A 19,708-nucleotide genomic window follows, 5' to 3' on the forward strand; every position below is an offset into this window, starting at 1 on the left:
GTGTTCTCGCCGGGCCGTCGCGCGTTTCGGCTCCTCGGTCCCGCTCCCGTGTGAGGAATGTCGCCGTGGACGTGGTTCCGCCACGGGATGACCACCCGGTAACCTCACCAACACAATCGTTCTCGCCGCAGCCGCGGCGTGTCGTATCCACTTGCACAGGAGGGGCCGACCAGGCCGCGCCACCATGAACATTGTTGTCCTCGTGAAGCATGTCCCCGACGCCACCGCCGACCGGCGGTTCGAGTCGGACAACACCGTCGACCGCGTTGGCGTCGACGGACTTCTGTCCGAGCTCGACGAATACGCCGTCGAGCAGGCCCTCCAGATCAAGGAGAAGGCCGACGGTGACGTCACCGTGACGGCGCTCTGCATCGGTCCCGAGCAGGCCGGCGATGCCATTCGCAAGGCCCTGCAGATGGGGGCCGACCAAGGTGTCCTCGTCACCGACGACGCGATCGCCGGCTCCGACGCCGTCGCGACCTCGCTGGTCCTGGCCAAGGCGATCGAGAAGATCGCAGAGGCCAACGGCGCGGCCGACCTCGTCGTGACCGGCATGGCCTCCACGGACGCCGGCACCAGCCTGGTCCCGGCCATGCTCGCCGAGCGCCTCGGCCTCCCGCAGGTCACCTTCGCCTCGGTCGTCGAGACCCAGGGCGACCAGATCCGGGCCAAGCGTGACGGCGACGCCGCCACCGAGGTGATCGGTGCCACCCTGCCCGTGCTGCTCTCCGTCACCGACCAGACCGGTGAGGCGCGCTACCCCTCCTTCAAGGGCATCATGGCCGCGAAGAAGAAGCCGCTGGAGAACTACACCCTCGCCGACCTCGGCGTCGACGCCGGCCAGGTCGGTCTCGACGCCGCTTGGACCGCGGTCGAGGAGACCACGGCCCGTCCGCCGCGCACCGCCGGCGAGATCGTGACCGACGAGGACGGCTCCGGCGCCAAGGCGCTGGCCGAGTTCCTCGCCTCGAAGAAATTCATCTGAGCAGCAGTTCGTCTGAGGAGACAGCAAACTCATGTCTGAAATCCTGGTACTCGTCGACCACGTCGACGGCAACGTCCGCAAGACCACCAACGAGCTCCTGACGATCGCGCGCCGTCTCGGCGAGCCGTCGGCCGTCTTCATCGGCTCGGGTGAAGCCCCCGTCGAGGCACTGAAGAAGTTCGGTGCCGAGAAGGTCTACGCCGTCGATGACGCCGAGATCAAGGGCTACCTGGTGGCCCCCAAGGCCGAGGTGCTCGCGCAGCTGGCCGAGAAGTGCTCGCCCGCAGCGATCCTGATCCCCTCCTCCGCCGAGGGCAAGGAGATCGCCGGTCGCCTGGCGATCAAGATCGAGTCGGGTGTGATCACCGACGCCGTGGACGTCGCCGACTCCGGCGTGACCACCCAGTCGGTCTTCGCCGGCTCCTTCACGGTGCAGGCCAAGGTCACCAAGGGCACGCCGATCATCACGGTCAAGCCGAACTCCGCAGCCCCCGAGGAGGTGGCCGGCGCCGGTGCTCTCGAGCAGTTCGCCGCGACCATCTCCGACGGTGCCAAGACCGCGCAGATCGTGGCCTCGCAGCCGCGTCAGGCCACCGGTCGTCCCGAGCTGACCGAGGCCGCCATCGTGGTCTCCGGCGGTCGCGGCACCGGCGGCGACTTCACCGCCGTCGAGGCCCTGGCCGACTCGCTCGGTGCCGCAGTGGGCGCCTCGCGTGCCGCGGTCGACTCCGGCTGGAAGCCGCACGCCTTCCAGGTCGGTCAGACCGGCAAGGTCGTCTCGCCGCAGCTCTACGTGGCCAACGGCATCTCCGGTGCCATCCAGCACCGGGCCGGCATGCAGACCTCGAAGACCATCGTGGCGGTCAACAAGGACGAAGAGGCGCCGATCTTCGAGCTGGTCGACTTCGGTGTCGTGGGCGACCTGCACACGGTCCTCCCGGCGCTGACCGAGGCGATCAACGAGCGCAAGGGTTGATCCAGCCCCCGGGCTGATCCAGCCCGGCCACGCACGTCGTACGACGAACGCCGCGTCCTCCGTCACGGAGGGCGCGGCGTTCTGCCTCTCACTCGGCGTTCATGGGGTAGACCTTCACGGTGCGCGCCCCGGCCCTCCCGCCGATCGAGACCTTGCGGTAGGCGACGTTGTTCGTGGTGTCGCTCTCGACCAGGTTGTGCACCGGGTTCGCCTCGACCGCGATGTAGTAGATCCCGTTGGGCAGACCCTTGAGACTGAACGACTGGCCGGCGCGGAACTGCGCATAGGTGTCACCGGAACCGGAGGCCAGCACCTCGCGGATCGAGAGCGAGTCCCGCTCGCCGCAGGCGGTGTGCAGGTCGGTCTCGTCTGGCTGCCAGTCGGCGCCCTCGACGGTGTAGTCGATCGCGTCGGTGTTGGCCAGGCAGAACGCCTCCTTGCGGGACCTGACCATGCCCTTCTTCTGCGCGTCGAGCAGGCGGTAGCGGGCGAAGTCCCGGAAGTGCCAGTGCTGGTGGGTGTCCTTGTTGTCCCACTGCATCGTGCCGACCAGGCGGTAGCCGACCTGGTCTCCCTGCTCGTCGAGGAAGTACTGGTAGGCGTCCATGACGTCCTCGTTCGGCCGACGGAAGCCGTCCACGACCAGGGGACTGTTGCCTGCGTTCCACACGTTGGCCGAGAACTGGAGGTAGTCACCCTTGTTCCCGATGCGGATCCCGAACGCGGGGATCGAGCGGAGGTCGGGCTGCGGCACGCCCGGTGCGCCGGCGGCGGCCCGGGTCGGTTCGTGTGCCGAGGGGCGCAGGGAGGGACTGGTCCGGCGTTCCTGCCGGTGCGACTCCTCGCCACCGTCGGTTCCGGGCACCAGGGTGAAGGTGCTCCGTGCGTCTGCGGCACCGATGCCCAGCAAGCGCTGGTACTTCGCGGTGACGCTCACCGTGACCCGGAACCGGCCCTTACCCACCTTGAGCCCCGGGTAGAGGTCCAGCTTGGTGGACCAGCCCTCCTGGATGCCCATCACCGAGCCCAGCATGATCCGGCTGGTCGAGCACGACTGTGGGTAGGGCGAACGAATGGGCGCGTCGGGCTGAACCCGTTCGGAGCTCCAGCTGTTCAGGCAGCCGCGCAGGAACCTGGTCGCGACGAGCCTGCCCGACTGGTGGAAGTCCATCCTGAGGAACCCGGGCAGCCCGGCGAAGTCGGTGACGGTGCGCCGCGGAAGGGTGACCACCTGGTCACCGCGGTGGAACCTGGTGACGATCGGTTTGCCGTAGGCCTCGCGCTTGGACCGGATCTCGACCGTGGACTGGCCGGCGACCAACCGGATGCCAGGGTCGAACTCGAGACGGGTGCCGGAGCGATAACCCTCCACGACCGTGGGTGTGTGCACCTTCAGCGGCGATCCCGCTTCGGCAACGGATGCCGAGTCGGAAGTGGACGCAGCCACGGCCGTCGTACCCGTGGTGAGTCCGGCGAGCGACGTGGCGGCGATGAGTGGAACGGCGAGTGCCGTGACGAGTCTGGAACGGTTCACGTGATGCCTCCCGATGGGTGGGTTCCCCTGAGGAGCCCTTGTCCAGTCAGACGCCTCAGACGGCGGGTTGGTTGCCTGACCGGGGTGCGGGACACGCGAGGAACGTCATGTGCTGGCGACTAGGCTCGAGGGGTGAGCATCGAGGAGGACGTCAGAGCAGTCGCGGAGCGCGCCCGGGAGGCGAGCCACGACCTCGCGATCGCGACCAGGTCGACCAAGGACGCCGTGCTGGCGGCGATGGCCGACGCCCTGGAGGCGAACGTCGAGGCCATCGTGGCAGCCAACGGAGACGACGTCGCGCGCGCCGAGGTGGCCGGTACGCCGGCCAACATCGTTGATCGCCTGCGCCTGGACCAGGAACGCGTCGCGGGCATGGCCCAGGGCCTGCGCGACGTCGCCGGACTGGCCGACCCGGTGGGCGAGGTGGTGCGCGGCGGCACGCTCGCCAACGGACTCGAGCTGCGCCAGGTCCGTGTTCCGTTCGGCGTGGTCGGCATCATCTACGAGGCCCGCCCCAACGTCACCGCCGACGCGGCCGGCATCTGCCTGAAGTCCGGCAACGCCGTGCTGCTCAAGGGGTCCAACTCGGCGCTGTCGTCCAACACCCGCATCGTCGAGGTGCTGCGCGAGGCGGTCGAGGCCAACGGACTCAACCCCGACGTGGTCCAGCTGGTCCCGGGGGAGGGCCACGAGGGTGCCAAGGTGCTGATGCGGGCCCGGGGGCTGGTCGACGTCCTGATCCCGCGCGGCGGCGCCGGCCTGATCCGCAGTGTCGTCGCCGAGTCGACCGTGCCGGTCATCGAGACCGGCGTCGGCAACTGCCACGTCTACGTCGACGTGGCGGCCGACCTCGAGAAGGCCGTGTCGATCGTGGTCAACTCCAAGACCCACCGCACCAGTGTCTGCAACGCGGCCGAGTCCCTGCTGGTGCACGAGGACATCGCCGACGACTTCCTGCCGACGATCATCGACGCGCTGCAGGACCGGGGTGTCACGATCCACGGCGACGAGCGGTTCTGCGAGTACGACGGGGTCGTGCCGGCCTCCCCGGAGGACTTCGCGGAGGAGTTCCTCAGCCTTGACATCGCTGCGGCCGTCGTACCGGACCTGGAAGGCGCGATCCGGCACATCCGCGCCAACAGCAGCCAGCACACCGAGGCCATCGTCACCGAGAGTCAGTCGGCGGCACGCCGGTTCACCACGGCCGTCGATGCTGCCGCCGTGCTGGTCAACGCCTCCACCCGTTTCACCGACGGAGGCGAGTTCGGGTTCGGTGCCGAGATCGGGATCAGCACCCAGAAGCTGCACGCCCGGGGCCCGATGGGCCTGGTCGAGATGACCAGCACGAAGTACGTCGTCACGGGGGATGGTCACATCCGCTGAGGCGGCAGCCTGTAGCGTCCTCGTCATGCGTGGGGTGCGACTCGGGGTGGCCGAGGCATGAAGGCGTTCTTCGGCACCCTCGGCTTCAGCATCCTCTCGGCGGTCGTGCCGATCTTCAACGTCGAGGTCTACCTCGTGGCCCTGGCCACGCAGATCCCCAAGAGCGCCGCGCTGCCGGTGGCCATCGCCGCCGGTGCGGGCCAGGCACTGGGCAAGGTGCTGTGGTACCACGGCACCCAGAAGTCGTTGCAGCTGCCGTGGATGCGCAAGCGCATGGAGTCCGAGCGGTGGAAGAACAGCTTCGAGCGCTGGGAGAAGCGCATCGAGGCGCGGCCCCGACTGGCCGCGGCCTTCATGTTCTCCTCGGCGTTGATCGGCGCCCCGCCCCTGCTGGTGATGGGCGCCATCGCCGGCGCGCTGCGCTTCAACATGACGATGTACGTCACCACGATCTTCGTCGGGCGCAGCATCCAGTCCTGGGTGATCCTGGCCGGGTTGACCCATCTGTTCCACTGAACGGTCGCGCGGGACGTGGCATCCGCTGTCCGGTTGCAGGAGCGGCGCTCGCCTCACGATAGGATCACGGCCATGTCGTTGACCTCCTTGATCATCACCGCCTCCGAGTCCCACGGTGAGCCCGCTGTCAGCCCGTACGTCGTGGGCGGCATCGCCCTGGCCATCCTGATGGTCAGCCTGCTCATCGTGGTGGCCATCGGCGGCGGGCGCGAGCACAGCTGACCATGGGCGCACGCCGTCGCGTGGGGGTGATGGGTGGCACCTTCGACCCGATCCACCACGGACACCTCGTCGCCGCCAGCGAGGTGCAGGCGTGGTTCGACCTCGACGAGGTCATCTTCGTGCCCACGGGTGACCCGTGGCAGAAGTCCGATCGCGAGGTGTCGCCGGCCGAGCACCGCTACCTGATGACGGTGATCGCCACCGCGGCGAATCCACGGTTCAACGTCTCACGGGTCGACATCGACCGCGACGGGCCGACGTACACGATCGACACGCTGCGCGACCTCGGTGCCGAGCTGCCTGACGCCGACCTCTACTTCATCACCGGCGCGGACGCCCTGGCCAACATCTTCACCTGGCGCGACGTGGAGGAGCTGTTCAAGCTCGCGAACTTCGTCGGGTGCACGCGGCCCGGCTACGAGATGGAGGCGCAGACCCTCGCATCCATCCCCGACGAACGAGTGACGCTGGTCGAAATCCCGGCCCTGGCGATCTCGTCCACCGACTGCCGCAATCGCAAGCAACGCGGCGAGCCGGTCTGGTACCTCGTGCCCGACGGTGTCGTCCAATACATCGCCAAGCACGACCTCTATCCCTCTGGAGCAACGAAGTGACCGCCACCGACCATGCCGTCGAGCTCGTCCATGCCGCAGCCCGCGCTGCCTCGGACAAGCTGGCCCAGAAGATCATCGCCTTCGACGTCTCCGAGCAGTTGGCGATCACCGACGCGTTCGTGCTGGCCTCGGCCTCCAACGATCGCCAGGTGAAGTCGATCGTCGACGAGATCGAGGACAAGCTCCGCGAGATCGGGGCCAAGCCGATCCGGCGCGAGGGTGAGCGAGACGGCCGTTGGGTGCTGATCGACTACGGCGAGATCGTCGTGCACGTGCAGCACGAGGAGGAGCGCGAGTTCTACGCACTGGAGCGGCTCTGGCGCGACTGCCCGTCGATCCCGCTGCCGGCGGACGTCGTCTCCCACGAGAAGTGAGCCGCCGACTCGTCCTGCTCCGGCACGGCCAGACCGCGTGGAACGCGATCGGACGCGGGCAGGGGCATGCCGACGTCGAGCTCGACGACACCGGGCACGAGCAGGCCTCCGCCGTGGCAGCGTCGATCGCGGCGTACTCGCCCGCTGCGTTGTGGTCCTCCGACCTGGCCCGTGCCCGCCAGACCGCGGCGTACGTCGCCAAGGAGACCGGCCTCGACGCGCGGCTCGATGCGCGTTTCCGTGAGTTCGACCTCGGGGCACGCACCGGCCTGACCATGGCCGAGTACGCCGAGCAGTTCCCGGCCGAGTACGCCGAGTTCCGCGCCGGCCACTTCACGGCCGTCCGTGGGGGCGAGACCAGCGACCAGGTGGCCTCGCGCTTCGTCGACGGCGTGTCCGAGGTGGTCGGCAGTCTGGAGGCGGGGGAGACCGCGGTCGTGGTGGCCCACGGGGCAGCCCTCAAGGTGGCCGTGATCGCCCTGCTCGGGTGGCCGGCAAGCCTCGGCTCGGGTTTCCAGGGGCTCGACAACTGCGGCTGGGCGGTTCTCAACGAGCTCGACGACGGCGGTCGCTTCCGGCTCGCCGGCTACAACCTCACCGCTTCCCCCACCCCTCCCGTGTAACGCGGGGACATGGTCGCCCCACACGCGTCGTACGACGTGCGATCCGTCAACAGCACCGCACAACTGTCGGCGTTCACCCCCGATTTCACATCTCGACCGGACGTTGGCTAAACTTCCCGACGTTGTCAGCCGCAAGGCGATGATGATGGGGCTGTGGCGCAGCTGGTAGCGCACCTGCATGGCATGCAGGGGGTCAGGGGTTCGAGTCCCCTCAGCTCCACCGAAGTCGAAGAGCCGCGATCACCGATCGCGGCCCTTCGTGCGTTCGGGCGTCCGTGGCCTGCGGTGGCGCTGACCAGGCAGGTCGCTTCCGGCACTCGGCTGACGAGCGGTGCCGGGAAGTCACCAAATTGCGGCATGCCTCACGGGTCACGCCGAACCTAACGTGACAACGGACGCGCTGTGCGGCTGGAGTGTCGAGGTGGGAGGCCGCACCATGAGTGTTGAGCTGTTGATTCGAGTTGGGCGACGCGGGGCCGTTGCTGTGGTCGCCATCGCCATGATGATGTTCGCCCAACCTGCGCACGCGAGCGTCTCGACGACCTCGGACCAGACTGCCCGAGTCAACGGAACCGTCTACGCGATCGCACAGGTGGGTGACCTCACCATCGTCGGCGGAGAGTTCACGACCGTCGGTGGCCGGCCACGCTCGAACGTGGCCGCCATCCGTGCCGACGGCACCGTGGACCCCAACTTCAACCCGAGCGTGAACGGACCCGTCCATGCGGTTGCCGGGTCGGAGGACGGCGCGACCGTCTATCTGGGCGGCACGTTCACCGCGGTTGGAGGGCAGACCCGTGCGAACCTGGCCGCCGTCGACGCCGATGCCGGTGTGGCCCTGGCGAACTGGCAGGCAGACACCACCGGCGTGACGCCCGACGTGACGGCCCTGGCCACCCATGGTGATCGGCTGTACGTCGGTGGACGCTTCGGCTTCATCGACGGCAGGGCTCGTCCCCGCTTGGCTGCGCTCGACCAGCTGGGTGACGTCGTCACGAGCTTCATCCCGCGTCCCAACGGGGGCGTGCGGGCGGTCCAGGTGTCCCCGGACGGTGCCACCGTGTACGTGGGCGGCGGATTCTCCGGCATCGGAGGGCAGGTTCGTCCTTGGGGCATCGCGGGGGTCTCGTCAGTCGACGGCGCCGCAACCTCGTTCAACCCGGGGGTCGGGAGTGACATCACCCTGACCCTCGATCTGTCGCCGGACGGCTCCCGACTCTACTTCTCGACGCCGGACAACCGGCTGTTCGCCTACGACACCGGGTCCGATGTGCCGTTGTGGATCCGCAAGACGAGTGGGGACACCCAGGCGATCCTCGCATCGGCGACGGAGGTGTACATCGGTGGGCACTTCTCGCAGATCACCACCTACAAGATCAAGCGCCAGTTCCTGGCCTCGCTCCGCCCCGACGACGGCACGGTGACGTCCTGGGACCCGCATCCCACCGGAGGGTCGATGGGCGTGTGGGCGATCGCCGCCACGCCGAACGCACTGCTGGTCGGAGGTACGTTCACCGAGGTCGACGGCGTCTTCCGGGCTCGGTTCGCGCGGTTCCCCGGAACTCCGTAGACAGTCGTCGTCAGCCGGGAACCCATGGCCCCGGCCGAGGGGTCTGGCGCGGACTGAGTCTCCCTGGAGCCGGTCGAACCGATTCGAGACGAGGCCTGCCCATGCGGGAAGAAGTATGTGATACTCCGAGTCACGGTTACTCAGGAGGTCCGTCCCGCATGCAGCTGTCCCCCCTCGCCCACGATCGAGCGGGCACCGGAGAACCGGTCGTCCTGATCCACGGCATCGGCCATCGCCGCGGCGCCTGGCAGCCGATCTTCGACCAGCTCTCCGAGCGGTACGACGTCATCGCCGTCGATCTCGCCGGCTTCGGTGAGTCGCCCGGCTATCCCGCCGGTACGCCGTACACGATGGACAACGCCTGTGCAGACCTGGCCGCGAACTTCGAGGCATGGGGGGTCAGTCGACCGCACGTCGTCGGCAACTCGCTGGGTGGCGCGCTCGCTCTCGAGCTCGGTGCCCGCGACCTGGTCTCCTCGGTGACCGCGATCAGCCCGGCCGGGTTCTTCGGTCGGGTGGAGCGCTTCCAGGCGCTGCTGCCGTTGGCGGTCATGCGACTGGCCAGCCAGCTGCCCGACCGTGTCCTGCAGGTCGTGTCGCGATCGGCGGCCGGTCGCCGTCTCGTCGGTGCCCCGCTCTATGCCCACCCCGAGCGGATGACGGCCTACGCGACCTACCAGGACTGCCTGGCGATGAAGCACAGCACCGGGTTCTTCCCGGCGGCCCGATCCGGCATCGGCTACAGCTTCGAGGAGCCCGTCGAGGTGCCCACCACCGTGGCCTGGGGCACGAAGGACCGACTGCTGCCCTACCGTCAGTCACGCACGGCCCGCCTGCGCCTGACCGGCGCCAGGCACGTGCCGTTGAAGGACTGCGGTCACGTGCCCATGATCGACGCCCCGGAGGCGATCATCGACCTGATCGACGAGGTGGTGGCCAGGGCCGCGACCACCGGCGCCGACGTCGCCTGACCGGGCCACGGAGCGGATCCGGAGTCTCAGGTCAGGGCTCCGTCGGAGGCGAGGTCACCTGTGCCGACCGAAGAGCCCTCGGCGGAACCGCGTTCGAGGGAGCATGATGTCCCCATGGCAGGAATGCGCGACCAACTCAACCGGGACGTGACGCCGGGCGGCGGTGTCGTCGTCGGTGACGACGGCTCACGCGCCGCGGGCAGCGCCATCGTCTTCGCCCGCGACGAAGCGCTGCGGCGGTCGGTGCCGCTGCACGTGGTCCGGGCCTGGACCTTCACCAGCGGTGTCCGACCCGACGACGTCCCGCTGGGCATCACGCCGTCGATGCTCGAGATCGAGGCAGCAACGCTCGAGGCTGAGCAGCAGAGGGTCGCCGGCATCGTCGGCGACGCCGAGATCGACGTGCAGGTGCACGTCTCGTGCGGTCCCTCAGCGCAGGCCCTGATCCAGGCGGCGGAGACTGCCGACGTACTCGTCGTGGGCACCCGCGGTCGCGGCGGATTCAAGAACCTCGTGCTCGGCTCGGTCGCCGAGCAGTGCATCCGCCATGCCGCGTGTCCGGTCATCGTGACCCGGTCGGCCTGAACGCCGAGGCGGTGCCGACTCGAATCGGGACGGCGGGGTACGCGGGGCGTCGTACCACAGCGCGAGCCTGCCGGCGGCGCCGATCGCCCGCAGACGCTGCTCGGTGGCCTCCCTCACCCGGTCGGGGACCGCGAGCAGGAGATGGTCGCCGGTGCGCAGGCTGGTGTGCGGACCGGGAGTGAAGAGCTCACGGTCTCGATGGATCAACGCCAGCGCCGACTGTTCGGGAAGCCGGAGGTCGCTGACATAGACGCCGTGCAGCCTGGACCCGTCGGGGATCCGGAACTGAAGCAGCTGGGCATGCATCGCCTCCAGCGGCGCGGACTCCACCTCGAGCTCCTCGGGCGAGGCCTCCACGGTCACACCGGTACGCCGGGCCAGCCACGGCAGGGTCGGTGCCTGGACGAGCGTGAAGGCGACGACGAGGAGGAACACCACGTCGAAGATGCGGTGCGCCGCCGGCAGCCCCTGCGCGACGGGAATCGTGGCGAGCACGATCGGCACCGCGCCGCGCAACCCGGCCCAGGACAGGAACACCTGCTCGCGCACCGGAACCTTGGCCCACGCCGCGCACAGGAACACCGAGGCCGGGCGGGCCACGAAGGTCAGGCCGATGCCGACGATCGCCGCGGGCAGGAACGCCTCGGGCAGGCGGGACGGGCTGGCCAGCAGGCCGAGCAGCACGAACAGGCCGATCTGGGCCAGCCAGCCGAGCCCGTCGGCGAACCCGGCCGTGGCCTGGCGGTGGGGGAGCGCGGCGTTGCCCAGCCACATGCCGGCCACGTAGATGGCCATCAGGGCACTGCCGCCTGCCGCGCCGGCGGTGGCGAAGGCCAGGAACATGATCGCGATCGTGGCCAGCGGGTAGAGCCCGGCGGAGGGCAGCGCGCTGCGCTGCAGCACGTGCTGGCCGAGCCAGGCGACGCCCACGCCGATCAGCACCCCGAGCGAGAGCTGGTAGAGGATCGTGCCGCCGATGTGCCAGGGATTTGCGCTCTCCCAGGCGTCGCTGGCCACCACCGTGACCAGGATGATCACCGGCGGGTCGTTGAAGCCGGACTCGGCCTCGAGGAGGGAGCGAAGCCTCGGCCGGATCGGGATCCTGCGCAACACGGAGAAGGTGGCCGCCGCATCGGTCGACCCGACGACGGCGCCCAACAGCAGCGCCGTCCGCACGTCGACGTCCAGGGCGAGCCAGGCGATGGCCGAGGTGATCGCGACGCTGATCGCCACCCCGCAGGTCGCCAGCACCCCGGCCAGGCCGACCACCGGTCGGATCACCGACCAGCTGGTGCTGAACCCGCCCTCGCCCAGGATCACCGCCAGCGCCAGGGTGCCCAGCAGCATGGTCAGCTCGGGGTCCTCGAACTCCAACCCGATCCCGGCCTCCCCGATGACCAGACCGATCGCGAGATAGAGCAGCAGGCTCGGTACGCCGGCCCGCGCCGAGACGCGGACGGCCGCGACCCCGGCCAGCAGGACCAGGGCCGCGCCGAGGATCGCGAGGTTCAGGTCCATCAGTCGGGCGCGCCGATCAGCCTACGGAACTGCGGCGTCACCTCCACCTCGGACGCGGTGACGACGGCACGTTCGATCGTGGTGCCTCCGATGGCGTGACCGACCAGGAACCCGGGCTCGTCGCCGACCGAGGGAAGGGACCGTGCCGGGGACGAGGCGATCCGGTGGCGGAGCAGGTCCTCGACCGCGTCGGAGACCGGGCCCGCCTCAGTCGCGGACGCCGTCCGGAGGGCCACGAAGTCGACGCCGAGGTGCGCGGTCACTCCGTCGGCGGTGTTGGCCGACGCCACCGCCCACAGGCGATGCGGCTCCACCACCGGGGTCGTGCGACGGCGCGCCATCAGCGTGACGGCGGCGAACGACAGGGCGGCCAGCGCTGCCAGGCCCAGGACCACGTAGACCACGGTTGCCTCCTTCGTCAGGCTGGTGCGGTGGCCCCGGCCGGTGACGGTCGGAGCCCCGCTGGTCACCAGTCTTGGTGACCGTGGTCGCCGAACCCATGGGCTCTTCAGCCCAAACTCGTCACGCAACCACGCAACCGAGGCGTGCGGACGCGCCCAGATGACAGCATGGGGCCATGCTCCGAGCGCACGGTTTCTCCCTCTCCACGCGGGTGATCGCGATCAACGGCCTGCTCTTCGGGCTGGGGACGGCGCTGCTCGCGTTCTCGCCGGCCACCGTCTCCTCGCGGCCGCTGTGGTCCGAGGTGATCGTGCTGGCCGTCGGCCTGACCGTGATGTTCGTGGCCAACGGGCTCCTCGTGGGTGGCAGTCTGCGCCCGCTGGACCGCCTGGTGGGCCAGCTCGACCGGGCCCGGTCCACCGACCCGATCGAACGACTCCCGGTGCCACGCTCCGGCATCTCCCGCGCGCTGGCCGAGTCGGTCAACGACCTGCTGGGTCGCATCGAGTCGGGCCAGCGCGACAGCAGTCTCGCCGCTCTGGCCGCGCAGGAGGCGGAACGGGCCCGGATCGCCCAGGAGCTGCACGACGGCGTCGGGCAGTCGCTGACCGCCGTACTCCTCGAGCTCGGGGCCCTGGCCGACCACGCCGACGACGACACCGCTGCGGCTCTGGCCGGCGTCCGTGAGGCGACGCGGGCCAGCCTGGACGAGGTGCGCGGCGTGGCCCGGCAGTTGCGCCCCCACGTCTTGGAGGACCTCGGCCTGCGCAGCGCCCTGGCCGCACTGACCACCGACCTGTTCGCGCACGGGGACACACACGTACGACGCGGGATCATGCCGGGGCTGCCCGTGCTCGACGACGCCGTCGAGCTCGTGGTGTTCCGGGTCGCCCAGGAGGCGTTGACCAATGTCGCGCGGCACGCGCGGGCGCAGACCGTCGAGCTGACGCTCAACCAGGTCGGATCCGACCTGGTGCTCACTGTCGGTGACGACGGGGTGGGCATCCCCCGCGATGCGGCGGGCACCGGCGTACGCGGCATGCGTGAGCGCGCCGCACTCGTGGGGGGATCGGTGGCGATCGGTCGGCGCGAGGGCGGCGGCACGCAGGTGCGACTGGTGGTCCCGGCATGAGTACGCCGAGCCCGGCCCGCATCCTGCTCGCCGACGACCACGCCCTCGTACGCCGGGGCGTCCGCATGATCCTCGACCTGCAACCCGACCTCACCGTGGTCGCCGAGGTCGGCGACGGAGCCGAGGCGGTGGAGGCACTGCGCACCACCCGGGTCGACCTGGCCATCCTCGACGTGGCCATGCCGCGGCTGACCGGGTTGCAGGCGGCGCGAGAGATCTCCCGTCGCTCGGATCCGCCGAAGATGCTCATGCTCTCGATGCACGACAACGAGCAGTACTTCTTCGAGTCGCTGCGGGTGGGCGCCTCGGGCTACGTGCTCAAGTCGGTGGCCGACCGCGATCTCGTTGACGCCTGCCGGGCCGCCTTGCGCGGCGAGTCGTTCCTCTACCCGGGTGCGGAGTCGGCGCTGGTGCGGGACTACCTCGAACGCATGCGGCGCGGCGAGCGACTTCCTCGTGCCGTGCTGACCCCGCGCGAGGACGAGGTGGTCAAGCTGATCGCCGAAGGACACTCGTCACGCGAGATCGCCCGCGAGCTGACGATCAGTGTGAAGACCGTGGAGCGGCACCGGGAGAACGTGCTCGGCAAGCTCGGCATGCGCGATCGCACCGAGCTCACCCGCTACGCGATCCGGGTCGGCCTGATCGAGCCCTGAGCCAGCGGGTTGAGTGCCCACGTGGTTGCTCGGGCCACCAGGCCAGCACTCGACCGTCAGGCGATCGTCATGCCGCCGTCGACCGGCAGGGTCTGGCCGGTGATGTAACCGGCGGCGTCGGAGGCCAGGAACACCGCGGTGGCGGCGAGCTCGCGGGGATCGCCCTTGCGTCCGGACGGGATGCGGGCCTGCTGCTGCTCGAGGTAGCCGGGTGGGTACTGGTCGGTCATCTCCGACTCGAAGAACCCGGGAGCGATCGCGTTGACCCGGATGCCCTTGCGGCCGGTCCACTGCTGGGCCAGGTCACGGGTCAACCCGATCAGCCCGGCCTTGCTGGCGGCGTACGCCGCTTGGGGGAGTCCGGCGGTGGTGAGCCCGAGGACCGAGCTGATGTTGATGATCGAGCTGCCGGGCTGCATCACCCGGCCGCAGGCCTGGGCCATCCAGTAGCAGCCGTTGAGATTCACGTCGATCACACCGGTGAACTGCTCGACGGTCTCGTGCGTCGCGGGCACGGCGGTGCCGATGCCGGCGTTGTTGACCAGCACGTCGACCCGGCCGAACTCGGCCATCGCGGCGTCGACCAGGTTCTGGCACTCGGCCGGGTTCGCGACATCGGTGCCGACGGTGAGGACGCGGCGTCCCGCGGCGCGCACGAGCTCGGCCGTCTCCTCGAGGCGGTCGACGCGGCGAGCACCGAGAACCACGTCGGCCCCGGCCTCGGCAAGCCCCAGGGCGAAGGCGACGCCCAGGCCGCTGGAGGCTCCGGTGACGATGGCCACCCTGTCGTGGAGGCCGAACATCTCAGTGACAGTCATGGTGACATTCCATCACGACGACCTGCGACCGGCCGCTCAGTGGCGCCGGGTCAGGGCTTCCAGATGATCGGGTTCTCCCGGTAGTCGCCGGCCTTGTAGTGCACTTCGCTCAGGGAGGTGCCGGTGCCGGTCAACGAGACCGCGACACACATCGTGCCGGTGCTCCCGGGCTTCTCGACGGGTAACTTGTTCTCGCATCCCTCCACGAAGCCGAGCACGGTCGCATCGCCGTTGTTGTCGACGCCCTCCCAGTCGACGAAGCCGAGGGTCAGCGCATGGGCGACGTTGTCGACCGCCCGCACCTCGATCGTGATCTTGGCGACCTGGCCGAGCGCCGTCGAGGGGGCCATGTCGACCCTGGAGACGGTGTATTCGAGGTTCGCCGGGCCGTTGGGTGTCATGACCTGGACGCGCGCCGGGTCGCCGTACGACAGGAGCGTGCCGCCCGGCGTGGTGCCGCTGGCGACCTGCGACGTGGGCGGGTCCGACGGCGTGACCAGGGTGGGGCTCGCCGGGGCGTCGTCGGTCGGGGCCGGGAGGTCGAGTGAGGAGGAGTCGGAGGGTGTCGCCGCCTCTCCCGCGGTCGCGGCGCCGGCGCTGCCGGTGTCGTCGCAGCCGGTCAGGCTGAGCGCGGCGAGACAGGCGATGAACGGCGCGACGGAGCGCAGACGCATTGGGACCCCTGTGGGAGACGGGACGTGAAGTGCCGGTGTCCTGCCCCCGCACCGCACCGGCCAAACCAGGGGAGGGACCTGCGGTAACATGGTCCCATGCCTCAGTGGTTGCTTCTTCGCCAGCCGCGTTGAGCGCGTTCGATCACCGATCGAACCCGAGCAACGCGGCCGCCCTCCTGCCTGGAGGGTTTTTTTGTGCCCGGTGGAACTGCGTGCCCGACGGGGATGCGTGCCCGGCGGGCCGGCGAAGACGAACGATGCGAGTGCGGATGACACGAGGAGAAGCAGATGAGTGAGCAGACCGGAAACGAGCCGGAGGCGTACGACGTCCAGGCCATCCAGGACAAGTGGCAGCGGGTGTGGGAGGAGATCGCCCCCTTCGCCGCCGACGACGACTCGCCCCGCGAGAAGCGGTATGCCCTCACGATGTTCCCCTACCCCTCGGGGGACCTGCACATGGGTCATGCCGAGGTCACCGCGCTGCACGACGTGGTCGCGCGCTACTGGTGGCAGAAGGGCTACGAGGTCCTGAACCCGATGGGCTGGGACTCCTTCGGCCTGCCCGCCGAGAACGCCGCCATCCGCAACGACTCGCACCCCGCCGACTACACGTACGGCAACATCGCCACCCAGTTGGAGTCCTTCCAGAAGTACGGCGTCAGCTTCGACTGGTCGCGCAGGTTCAACACCTCCGACCCGTCGTACTACAGGTGGACCCAGTGGCTGTTCCTGAAGTTCCACGAGAAGGGGCTGGCCTATCGCAAGAACAGCCCGGTCAACTGGTGCCCCAACGACCAGACCGTGCTGGCCAACGAGCAGGTCGTCGACGGTGCCTGCGAACGGTGCGGCGCCGAGGTCACCAAGCGTGAGCTGACCCAGTGGTACTTCCGCACCACGGCCTACGCCCAGGAGCTGCTGGACTGCCTGGACGACCTGCAGCCGACCTGGTCGGACAAGGTCATCAACGCGCAGCGCAACTGGATCGGACGCTCCGAGGGTGCTCACGTCGACTTCACGGTCACCGGTCGCGACGAGCCCGTGACGGTCTACACGACGCGTCCCGACACGATCTTCGGGACCACGTTCATGGTCGTCGCCGTTGACTCGGCGCTGGCCGACGAGCTGGTCACCGACGGGCAGCGGGCCGCCTTCGAGACCTACCGCGAGGAGATCCGCAAGGAGACCGAGATCGAGCGGCTGTCGACCGATCGACCCAAGACCGGGGTCGACCTGGGAGTCACCGCGCGCAACCCGGTCACGGGCACCGAGATGCCCGTGTGGGCGACCGACTACGTGCTGGCCGACTACGGCACCGGCGCCGTCATGGGCGTGCCCGGCGGCGACCAGCGCGACTGGGAGTTCGCCACCCGGATGGGCCTGCCGATCGTGCGCACCACCGAGCCGCCGGCCGGCTTCGAGGGCGACGCCTTCCACGGGGAGGGCCCGACGATCAACTCGCCCGCTCCCGGCGTGGAGTCGGCCCTGGACATCAACGGCCTGCCGGTGGCCGAGGCCAAGAGCGCGGCGATCGCCTTCCTGGAGGAGGCCGGCGCGGGCAAGGGTGCGGTCAACTTCCGGCTGCGCGACTGGCTGCTGTCGCGCCAGCGCTACTGGGGTGCCCCGATCCCGATCATCCACTGCCCGGTCGACGGCGAGGTCGCCGTACCTGAGGACCAGTTGCCGGTCGAGCTGCCCGAGCTGCGGGGCGCCGACCTGAAGCCGAAGGGCACCTCGCCCCTGGGCGCTGCCTCCGAGTGGGTCAACGTGACCTGCCCGACCTGTGGCGGCCCGGCCACCCGCGACACCGACACGATGGACACGTTCGTGGACTCGTCGTGGTACTTCTTCCGCTACGTCTCACCACACGACGAGACGCAGGCGTTCGACACCGACCTGGCCAACGCCTGGGGCCCGATCGACCTGTACGTCGGCGGGGACGAGCACGCCGTGCTGCACCTGCTGTACGCGCGCTTCTTCACCAAGGCACTGCGCGACATGGGCATGGTCAACTGGGACGAGCCGTTCTCGGCGTACCTGTCCCAGGGCAAGGTGGTCAACAACGGCCGCAAGATGAGCAAGTCGCTGGGCAACGGCGTCAGTCTGGGGGAGCAACTTGCGGAGTTCGGAGTCGACGCCGTCCGCCTGACCTTGGTCTTCGCCAGCCCGCCCGAGGACAACATCGACTGGGCCGACGTGTCGCCCGGTGGCTCGGTGCGGTTCCTCCAGCGCGCGTGGCGTCTGAGCGGCGACGTGGCCAGCGCTCCCGGGACCGACCCGGCGACCGGCGACGTGGCGCTGCGCAAGGTCACCCACAAGACCCTGCACGAGGCCGAGACCCTGATCGAGAGCCAGCGGTTCAACGTGGTGGTGGCTCGCACGATGGAACTGGTCAACGCCACCCGCAAGGCCATCGACTCGGGCTGCGGTCCGGCGGACCCGGCCGTGCGTGAGGCCGTCGAGGCCGTGGCGATCCTGCTCTCCCTGGTGGCGCCGTACACCGCCGAGGAGATGTGGGAGCGGCTGGGCCACCAGCCCACGGTGGCCCGCGCAGGTTGGCCCACGATCGACCCGGTGCTGCTGGTCGAGGACTCGGTCGTCGCCGTCGTGCAGATCCAGGGCAAGGTGCGGGCCCGACTGGAGGTCTCACCGGACATCGCTGCCGCCGACCTGGAGGCCGCCGCGATGGCGGACCCGATCGTCGCGAAGGCGCTGGACGGCAAGACGGTTCGCAAGGTGATCGTGCGTGAGCCGAAGCTGGTGAACATCGTCGCCGATGCGTGAGAGCGCGAGGGACGAGTGGTCGAGCTGCGAGGTGACCGTGGGGTTCGTCGCCGATGCGTGAGAGCGCGAGGGACGAGTGGTCGGTCGCAGGCTGACCTGCCCGTGCGTTTCTGCCCGAATGACATGAAGTTTCACGTCATTCGGGCAGAAACACAGGCCCGCCTGTGAAACTGACCTCCCGCGATATTGTTCGGGCATGCCTGAGCGCCGGATTGCTGTCGTCACCGACTCGACGTCGTCGCTGACCGCGCAGGAGGCGACGGAACACGAGATCGTGGTGGTGCCGCTGCAGGTGATCATCGGCGCCACGTCCTACGACGAGGGCGTCGACGAGGGGGCCAGCCCGGCGATGGTCGCGGCGGCGTTGAAGTCGTTCACCCCCGTCACCACGTCGCGACCCAACCCTGCCGCCATGCTCGCGGTGTACGCCGACCTGGCCGAGCAGGGGTACGACGAGATCGTCGCGCTCCATCTCTCCGGGGCGATGAGCGGCACGTTCGAGTCGGCCGACCTGGCTGCGCGTGAGGCACCGGTCCCGGTGCACACGGTCGACACCCGGCAGGTGGGTCCGGCGGTGGGCTATGCGGCGATCGCGGCCGCGGAGGCGGTGACTGCGGGGGCGTCGGGGGAGAAGGCCGCGAAGGTCGGTCTGGAGCGTGCTCTCTCGTCGACGTCGCTGTTCTACGTCGACACGCTTGAGTACCTGCGGCGGGGTGGACGGGTCGGCAGCGCGGCGGCGTTCTTCGGTGGCGCGTTGGCAGTCAAGCCCCTGTTGCGCATCGAGGACGGCCGCATCGAGTCGTTCGAGAAGGTCCGCACCGCCGGCAAGGCACTCGCCCGGCTCGAGGACCTCGCCGTGGAGGCGGCCGCGACCGAGCCGGTGGATCTCACGGTGGCGCACCTGTCCAGCCCCGAGCGTGCCGGCCAGCTGGCTGAACGACTGGCCGCGAGGGTTGACGCGGCCTCGCCGATCCGCACCGTGGAGCTCGGCGCCGTGCTGGGAGCCCACGTCGGCCCGGGCATGGTCGCGGTGTGCGTGACCCCCGCGATTCGGACAGCCAGCATCGCCCCGGAGCACTAACCTGCACCTCGCTCAGGCGCTCATCCACAGGCGCGGGGTGGGTCACTACCGGTCTGGCCGCGGTGTTCCTACCGTCGAGCCATGCGTCCCCGAGGTCAGTCCACCGCGCACTCCGAGGCGATCACCCGCCGTCTCGAGCTCCTGAGCGCCGAGCTCTCCGGTCTGCGCCGCCCCGAGGGTGATGCCGGCGACGACGTCGATGACGGGCACACCCACCTGCGTGAACTGCGACCGATGAGGGCCCCCGAGCCGGTGTCGGGTGGAGCCCGCGAGGCGCCCGGGCGGCCGACGGG

Annotated in this window: 20 protein-coding genes, 1 tRNA gene and 1 pseudogene; 17 read left to right on the top strand and 5 right to left on the bottom strand. The window is 69.6% G+C overall.

Translation table 11 applies throughout. The annotated features are described in order from the left end of the window. The first annotated feature begins 202 nt into the window (after positions 1-202). The gene (locus NJ4_RS07665; protein WP_245644500.1) at positions 203-985 is read left to right on the top strand and encodes an electron transfer flavoprotein subunit beta/FixA family protein; all 783 of its coding nucleotides are present in this window, start codon (positions 203-205) and stop codon (positions 983-985) included. Positions 986-1,016: 31 nt separating this feature from the next. Beyond that, positions 1,017-1,961, top strand: coding sequence for an electron transfer flavoprotein subunit alpha/FixB family protein (locus tag NJ4_RS07670; RefSeq protein WP_067432574.1), 945 nt, complete (start codon positions 1,017-1,019; stop codon positions 1,959-1,961). 88 nt (positions 1,962-2,049) lie between these two features. On the opposite strand, the gene NJ4_RS07675 is transcribed toward NJ4_RS07670, so the two are convergent. Further along, positions 2,050-3,495, bottom strand: a complete 1,446-nt coding sequence (locus NJ4_RS07675) for a lysyl oxidase family protein (RefSeq protein ID WP_067432577.1) — start codon at positions 3,493-3,495, stop codon at positions 2,050-2,052. 132 nt (positions 3,496-3,627) lie between these two features. Here NJ4_RS07675 and NJ4_RS07680 point away from each other — a divergent pair, with 132 nt between their 5' ends. The 10 genes and pseudogenes from NJ4_RS07680 to NJ4_RS26360 all read left to right on the top strand — a co-directional run. After that, on the top strand, positions 3,628-4,878 hold the full coding sequence (locus NJ4_RS07680; RefSeq protein WP_067432580.1) for a glutamate-5-semialdehyde dehydrogenase: 1,251 nt from the start codon (positions 3,628-3,630) through the stop codon (positions 4,876-4,878). A gap of 57 nt (positions 4,879-4,935) precedes the next feature. After that, positions 4,936-5,394 carry a hypothetical protein gene (locus tag NJ4_RS07685; protein ID WP_067432583.1) on the top strand — a complete coding sequence of 153 codons (459 nt, stop codon included), beginning with the start codon at positions 4,936-4,938 and terminating at the stop codon, positions 5,392-5,394. A 72-nt stretch (positions 5,395-5,466) separates the two neighbouring features. Beyond that, positions 5,467-5,616, top strand: coding sequence for a hypothetical protein (locus tag NJ4_RS25580; RefSeq protein WP_157550910.1), 150 nt, complete (start codon positions 5,467-5,469; stop codon positions 5,614-5,616). 2 nt (positions 5,617-5,618) lie between these two features. Then, the gene (nadD, locus tag NJ4_RS07690; protein ID WP_067432586.1) at positions 5,619-6,230 is read left to right on the top strand and encodes a nicotinate-nucleotide adenylyltransferase; all 612 of its coding nucleotides are present in this window, start codon (positions 5,619-5,621) and stop codon (positions 6,228-6,230) included. Continuing rightward, a complete protein-coding gene (rsfS, locus tag NJ4_RS07695; protein WP_067432589.1) occupies positions 6,227-6,604 on the top strand; it encodes a ribosome silencing factor in 378 nt (125 codons plus the stop codon). The genes nadD and rsfS overlap by 4 nt, the downstream gene beginning before the upstream one ends. Beyond that, positions 6,601-7,227, top strand: coding sequence for a histidine phosphatase family protein (locus NJ4_RS07700; RefSeq protein ID WP_067432592.1), 627 nt, complete (start codon positions 6,601-6,603; stop codon positions 7,225-7,227). The genes rsfS and NJ4_RS07700 overlap by 4 nt, the downstream gene beginning before the upstream one ends. Before the next feature lie 147 nt (positions 7,228-7,374). Then, positions 7,375-7,447: transfer RNA gene (locus tag NJ4_RS07705), tRNA-Ala, on the top strand. A gap of 216 nt (positions 7,448-7,663) precedes the next feature. Continuing rightward, on the top strand, positions 7,664-8,797 hold the full coding sequence (locus NJ4_RS07710; RefSeq protein WP_082748284.1) for a delta-60 repeat domain-containing protein: 1,134 nt from the start codon (positions 7,664-7,666) through the stop codon (positions 8,795-8,797). A gap of 158 nt (positions 8,798-8,955) precedes the next feature. Beyond that, positions 8,956-9,768, top strand: a complete 813-nt coding sequence (locus NJ4_RS07715) for an alpha/beta fold hydrolase (RefSeq protein WP_067432598.1) — start codon at positions 8,956-8,958, stop codon at positions 9,766-9,768. 123 nt (positions 9,769-9,891) lie between these two features. Further along, a pseudogene (locus tag NJ4_RS26360) lies at positions 9,892-10,284 on the top strand (universal stress protein); the annotation flags it as partial. On the opposite strand, the gene NJ4_RS07725 reads toward NJ4_RS26360, so the two are convergent. Beyond that, positions 10,198-11,871, bottom strand: a complete 1,674-nt coding sequence (locus NJ4_RS07725; protein ID WP_082748287.1) for a potassium/proton antiporter — start codon at positions 11,869-11,871, stop codon at positions 10,198-10,200. The pseudogene NJ4_RS26360 and the gene NJ4_RS07725 sit on opposite strands and share 87 nt — an antisense overlap. Then, positions 11,871-12,275: a hypothetical protein gene (locus tag NJ4_RS07730; protein WP_157550913.1), complete on the bottom strand. Its 405-nt coding sequence runs from the start codon at positions 12,273-12,275 to the stop codon at positions 11,871-11,873. The genes NJ4_RS07725 and NJ4_RS07730 overlap by 1 nt, the downstream gene beginning before the upstream one ends. Before the next feature lie 173 nt (positions 12,276-12,448). Here NJ4_RS07730 and NJ4_RS07735 point away from each other — a divergent pair, with 173 nt between their 5' ends. Both NJ4_RS07735 and NJ4_RS07740 read left to right on the top strand, forming a co-directional pair. Then, positions 12,449-13,405 (top strand): sensor histidine kinase, encoded by a 957-nt coding sequence (locus NJ4_RS07735; RefSeq protein ID WP_067432608.1) that lies wholly within the window; start codon positions 12,449-12,451, stop codon positions 13,403-13,405. Then, positions 13,402-14,061 carry a response regulator gene (locus NJ4_RS07740; RefSeq protein WP_067432611.1) on the top strand — a complete coding sequence of 220 codons (660 nt, stop codon included), beginning with the start codon at positions 13,402-13,404 and terminating at the stop codon, positions 14,059-14,061. Before NJ4_RS07735 ends, NJ4_RS07740 begins: the two co-directional genes overlap by 4 nt. Before the next feature lie 56 nt (positions 14,062-14,117). Here the strand turns inward: NJ4_RS07740 and NJ4_RS07745 are convergent, their stop codons facing one another. Together NJ4_RS07745 and NJ4_RS07750 are read right to left on the bottom strand one after the other, a co-directional pair. After that, positions 14,118-14,879, bottom strand: coding sequence for an SDR family NAD(P)-dependent oxidoreductase (locus NJ4_RS07745; protein ID WP_067432614.1), 762 nt, complete (start codon positions 14,877-14,879; stop codon positions 14,118-14,120). Between the two features lie 50 nt (positions 14,880-14,929). Further along, positions 14,930-15,553 carry a hypothetical protein gene (locus NJ4_RS07750; protein WP_067432616.1) on the bottom strand — a complete coding sequence of 208 codons (624 nt, stop codon included), beginning with the start codon at positions 15,551-15,553 and terminating at the stop codon, positions 14,930-14,932. A 288-nt stretch (positions 15,554-15,841) separates the two neighbouring features. On the opposite strand from NJ4_RS07750, the gene leuS reads away from it, so the two are divergent. The 3 genes from leuS to NJ4_RS07765 all read left to right on the top strand — a co-directional run. Next, positions 15,842-18,334: a leucine--tRNA ligase gene (leuS, locus tag NJ4_RS07755; RefSeq protein ID WP_067432619.1), complete on the top strand. Its 2,493-nt coding sequence runs from the start codon at positions 15,842-15,844 to the stop codon at positions 18,332-18,334. Positions 18,335-18,530: 196 nt separating this feature from the next. Continuing rightward, entirely contained in the window at positions 18,531-19,415 is an 885-nt protein-coding gene (locus tag NJ4_RS07760; protein ID WP_067432622.1) for a DegV family protein, read from the top strand. An 81-nt stretch (positions 19,416-19,496) separates the two neighbouring features. Continuing rightward, on the top strand, positions 19,497-19,708 hold a 212-nt coding region (locus NJ4_RS07765; RefSeq protein ID WP_157550916.1), incomplete at its 3' end, for a hypothetical protein.

The organism is Nocardioides jensenii JCM 1364 = NBRC 14755 (assembly GCF_001552535.1).
Lineage (GTDB): Bacteria > Actinomycetota > Actinomycetes > Propionibacteriales > Nocardioidaceae > Nocardioides > Nocardioides jensenii.

What these genes read in the sequence shown, in the direction of transcription:
- NJ4_RS07670 (WP_067432574.1), top strand. Translation starts at nt 1,017, where the DNA reads ATGTCTGAAATCCTGGTACTCGTCGACCACGTCGACGGCAACGTCCGC.
- NJ4_RS07685 (WP_067432583.1), top strand. Translation starts at nt 4,936, where the DNA reads ATGAAGGCGTTCTTCGGCACCCTCGGCTTCAGCATCCTCTCGGCGGTC.
- NJ4_RS25580 (WP_157550910.1), top strand. Translation starts at nt 5,467, where the DNA reads ATGTCGTTGACCTCCTTGATCATCACCGCCTCCGAGTCCCACGGTGAG.
- nadD (WP_067432586.1), top strand. Translation starts at nt 5,619, where the DNA reads ATGGGCGCACGCCGTCGCGTGGGGGTGATGGGTGGCACCTTCGACCCG.
- NJ4_RS07710 (WP_082748284.1), top strand. Translation starts at nt 7,664, where the DNA reads ATGAGTGTTGAGCTGTTGATTCGAGTTGGGCGACGCGGGGCCGTTGCT.
- NJ4_RS07715 (WP_067432598.1), top strand. Translation starts at nt 8,956, where the DNA reads ATGCAGCTGTCCCCCCTCGCCCACGATCGAGCGGGCACCGGAGAACCG.
- NJ4_RS07725 (WP_082748287.1), bottom strand. Translation starts at nt 11,871, where the DNA reads ATGGACCTGAACCTCGCGATCCTCGGCGCGGCCCTGGTCCTGCTGGCC.
- NJ4_RS07735 (WP_067432608.1), top strand. Translation starts at nt 12,449, where the DNA reads ATGCTCCGAGCGCACGGTTTCTCCCTCTCCACGCGGGTGATCGCGATC.
- NJ4_RS07740 (WP_067432611.1), top strand. Translation starts at nt 13,402, where the DNA reads ATGAGTACGCCGAGCCCGGCCCGCATCCTGCTCGCCGACGACCACGCC.
- NJ4_RS07745 (WP_067432614.1), bottom strand. Translation starts at nt 14,879, where the DNA reads ATGACTGTCACTGAGATGTTCGGCCTCCACGACAGGGTGGCCATCGTC.
- NJ4_RS07750 (WP_067432616.1), bottom strand. Translation starts at nt 15,553, where the DNA reads ATGCGTCTGCGCTCCGTCGCGCCGTTCATCGCCTGTCTCGCCGCGCTC.
- leuS (WP_067432619.1), top strand. Translation starts at nt 15,842, where the DNA reads ATGAGTGAGCAGACCGGAAACGAGCCGGAGGCGTACGACGTCCAGGCC.
- NJ4_RS07760 (WP_067432622.1), top strand. Translation starts at nt 18,531, where the DNA reads ATGCCTGAGCGCCGGATTGCTGTCGTCACCGACTCGACGTCGTCGCTG.